General features: G+C 41.3%; 4 protein-coding genes. 3 read left to right on the top strand and 1 reads right to left on the bottom strand.

Annotation, left to right across the window (positions count from 1 at the left end; genetic code table 11):
* Nucleotides 1–268 precede the first annotated feature (268 nt).
* Entirely contained in the window at nucleotides 269–499 is a 231-nt protein-coding gene (locus JW841_00445; GenBank protein MBN1959387.1) for a hypothetical protein, read from the top strand.
* 65 nt (nucleotides 500–564) lie between these two features.
* Nucleotides 565–1,152 carry a sigma 54-interacting transcriptional regulator gene (locus tag JW841_00450; protein ID MBN1959388.1) on the top strand — a complete coding sequence of 196 codons (588 nt, stop codon included), beginning with the start codon at nucleotides 565–567 and terminating at the stop codon, nucleotides 1,150–1,152.
* Between the two features lie 4 nt (nucleotides 1,153–1,156).
* Here JW841_00450 and JW841_00455 read toward each other — a convergent pair whose 3' ends face one another.
* A complete protein-coding gene (locus tag JW841_00455; protein MBN1959389.1) occupies nucleotides 1,157–1,621 on the bottom strand; it encodes a hypothetical protein in 465 nt (154 codons plus the stop codon).
* A gap of 250 nt (nucleotides 1,622–1,871) precedes the next feature.
* Here JW841_00455 and JW841_00460 point away from each other — a divergent pair, with 250 nt between their 5' ends.
* Nucleotides 1,872–3,857: a cation:proton antiporter gene (locus JW841_00460; GenBank protein ID MBN1959390.1), complete on the top strand. Its 1,986-nt coding sequence runs from the start codon at nucleotides 1,872–1,874 to the stop codon at nucleotides 3,855–3,857.
* Nucleotides 3,858–4,098 lie beyond the last annotated feature (241 nt).

Raw genomic sequence — 4,098 nt, forward strand, 5'->3', positions numbered from 1 at the left:
AGGAGTTACGTAAAACTCTCTACGTCATGCCCTCGAAAGAGGGCATCCAGTAAAGCCTAATAAAATCGATCAATTACAGAGATGAGACTAAGAGTCAGCCTATAACTGGTTAAAAAATCTGAAGTTACTATTTAATTTCAAACTACACGTATCAGACATCGGCGGGTTAGGTAAAAAAACCGAATAAGTTTTAGTTGGCATGCTTCCCGGTAATGTACAGTACTGGATTTTGTGCCGTTTGTACGATTGTGGGGTAATGGAGTCGTTTATGCGCATTTGCCATCATTACACTCTCCAACTTGCAAACGTAATATTTATCGCCGGGTTACTTATGCATAACAGTAGTTGTAACGCACCATCGTCTTCTGACAATGACGATACCGATGGCAAGGCTACGAGTATTACCTATACCATTATTGGTACAGTAGAGGGTGTCGGCGGCGCGAGAGTTACTGTACCGCAAGGATACTTAGCAATAATCAAGGCGAGCAAGATATAAGACAAGAGTTGATGGCAAAGCTTGCTTAGTTATGTGACGATAATTCTGCACTTTAAAAATGAAGTATTGACTCTCTAGCCACCACTTTAAGCAGCTTGACTATTTTTTTCGCAAGTTTTATAGGCTACCTTCGTAAGATCTTCTTTGCTTGGCGCTGGCAAGGCGGCGCCTTTACTGGTGCAATATCTTCTAAACCTGGTCGCTTTGAACTTGCTGACGGTGGAACCTTATTTCTTGATGAAATTGCTGAAATTCCTACAGCAATGCAGGTAAAGTTATTGCGTACACTCCAAAAAGGCGAGTTTGAACGTGTTGGAGGAATACGTAGCATTAGAGTTGATGTGCGCGTTATTGCAGCCACTAACCGTGATCTCGCTAAACAAATCGAACAGCGCCTAGGTATACCAAGTATAACAAACCGAATTCTACGTTCAGAATCTCTGCCACTATCAACTGGAGATAATGGTAGTACGACAATGAAAGATATTGTGAAACAAGCTACGGTAGAAATTGAACTTGATCTAATAGTCAAAGGCCTAGATGAAACCAATGGCAACGTAACTAAGGCTGCAGCAATACTTGGAATCAGTCGCAAAGGTTTACAAAACAAAATGAAAGAACTTGGTTTACGCGAACCGGAAAGTAAAACCTAACTAATTAAGAAATAGTTTCACACAAATCACTACGCTTTTTTTGGGCATATAAATGTTCATTTTTTCGCTGCTCTAATAAAGCATTTAAGGCTTCTTCACGAGTAGCACAAATATTAGTTTCTGCCCCATAAATAACCTTTGAAGTATATAAAACTGAACGCGATGAAGCATTTTCTACATTATAGCGATAGCTACGCTGAAAAAAACGACGTCCAAACTCAGCTCTTTCGCTACCAAACTTACTAGCAGCGCTAGCCTTTACAACCAATCCAGAATAATCAATTAGCACATCAGCGGGGGTCTTATGTCGCTGCATATGAATGGTCATAACTTTCATAAACTCAATAGCGTCATCAGAAGAACTAATTACACAATTATTAAAGGTCATTGTGACCACATCGTGAATTGGATCGTGCCAAAAATGCATAGGCCACCGCTCAAATGAAGTTATATCATTTTTAGCTTTCATGATATTTAATGCACCTTTGTTTATTTTAGTTTTTATAAATTATGTCTAAACCATCGTTATCTGTTTCTGTCGCAATTAATATCGTCCAAATTAAAAATGAGTTGCGTATTTTTTAATTATTGTATTGTTACATAATTAATATCGTAAAACATTTGTTTGTCCGCTAGTCATATAACCTCATAATTTTTTTTTGCTTTGTGGTGAACATTGTTTGCTGCAGAATTTAAAAATGATGTAGTTTAAAGCGACGATGAATCACATCCCCCTTCTAGAAGAATTAGCAATCATCGCCGTTCTCGGGGTGGCGGTTACTGCACTTTTATCCAGATTACATCTCCCAACGGTTGCCGGACTTCTCGCGGCCGGTGCTTTACTTGGCCCATTTGCTCTCGGGTTAGTAAAAAATGTCCACACCATTGAAATACTTGCTGAAGTTGGTGTGGTGCTATTACTTTTCACCATCGGTCTTGAATTTTCACTCGACAGATTGCGGCATATCTTTCGTCGAGTTGCTTTAGGCGGTCTCGTACAGGTCATCGCTACATTGACAGGAACTGCGGTTGTAGCAATGCTAGCCGGGCAACAACCTACACGTGCTATTTTTTATGGATTCGTAATAGCATTATCGAGCACTGCAATTGTTTTGCGGTCTTTAGGAGATCGCGGTGAAATCGACTCCCCTCATGGTCGATTTATTGTCGGCACTCTTATCTTTCAAGACCTTTGTGTTATCCCTATGGTTCTGTTGGTGCCTGTACTAGGCAGCGGTCATTCTTCTTTGTTAGTTGCTTTAGAGATTGGTCTTGCTCTTGGCAAAGCCACCTTGGTAGTGGTCGGCGTATTATTGGTAGCAAGAATCGTAGTGCCACATATTTTACGCTGGGTGGATGCTAGCCGCAGCCGTGAAATATTTTTACTCGCTATTATTGCTATCTGTGTTGGCACAGCATGGTTGACATCGCTGATTGGATTATCGCTTGCGTTTGGCGCATTTCTCGGTGGAGTGGTTGTAGCTGGCACTGCTTTTCAGCACCGAGCTATGGGGGATATGATACCTCTGCGTGATGCTTTCGTTAGCATTTTTTTCGTTTCACTCGGCATGTTGTTTAATGTGCAAACTGTAATAACCAGACCCCTAGTTGTGCTGCTATTGCTACTTGGTTTCGTGCTCGCAAAAGCTGCACTCGCCACATTTGCTGCATTATTAATGCGTTTTCCTCCACGAGCTGCCTTTCTTGCAGGTATCGGCCTCGGTCAGTTTGGTGAGTTTGGCTTTGTTTTATTAAAACTTGGCAAGACTTCTGGGTTAGCCGATACCGCAATGACACATGCCATATTAACCGCTGGTATAATAAGTATGTTTATTACACCGCTATTAATCGGTTTGGCGCCACATATCACTGCTGGTGAAAAACTTTTAGCACCATTATCAAGAATATTGGGAGTGCGTGGTGTAGAGCAAATTAAACAAGATGAGCATTTAGAAAATCATGTATTAATTATCGGTTATGGAATTGCTGGTCAGCTTTTAAGCAGAGCTTTGACCTCATGCTCAATCATTCATCGCGTTTTAGAAATGAATGCTGAAACAGTAAGGCGCGCGCAAAATAATGGTGAGCCAGTATTTTATGCTGATGCAACGAGTAAAGAAGCTCTTGAAAATGCGGATGTCTATACTGCCAAAGTTGTGGTGGTATTAATTAACGACCCCCAGGCTGCTGTGAGAGTTGTTGATACCGTGCATCGAGTTGCGCCGAATGTGTCTGCTGTTATTCGAACTCGCTATCATTCTGAACGTGACCGCCTTATGAAAATTGGTGCGATCGATGTAGTAGCTGAAGAGGTAGAGGCAAGTATTGAAGTATTAGCTAGATTATTAAGAAGACTTGAAGTGCCGCGTAATATAATCAATTTACAAATTAGAGAGGCTCGTGAACAATTACAGACTTCTGAACGTAAAATTACTCTGCCACGAAGCGCTCTTTTCTCACATTCATCCCTTGCTGATTTAAAAATTGAAAGTGTACTTATTAATAGCAACAGTGCATCTATTTACCGCAGCGCTATTGAGTTAGATGTACGCCGTAAAACCAAGGCCTTAATCGTAGCTATTCGCCGAGGTGAACTTTTACTTGAACAACCAGATCCTGAAGAACCTCTTGCCGCTGGAGATATCGTCTACCTTGTTGGTTCTGGTGAAGCAGTTAGAGCTGCCATAACTTTATTAGATGCCTAAAAACTAATAAAATTATAACGAGCCAGCCATGCTAACAAAGGCTGCCGCAGTTCGATAATTCTATTAACGAAAGCTAATTCCCGACTTCCATGAGAAGGCCCCCCATTGTCAAGCCCGAATCCAGCGAAGCCTCGGCCAGCACAGCTCCCAGGGTGGCTGACTCTTAGTCTCATTTTTCACTTTTATCGGAATTGGATTCCTACTTTCGTAGGAATGACGAGGAGTTAAGTAAAACTCTCTA

The sequence above is a fragment of the Deltaproteobacteria bacterium genome (assembly GCA_016931625.1).
In the GTDB taxonomy this organism is placed as follows: Bacteria; Myxococcota; XYA12-FULL-58-9; order XYA12-FULL-58-9; family JAFGEK01; genus JAFGEK01.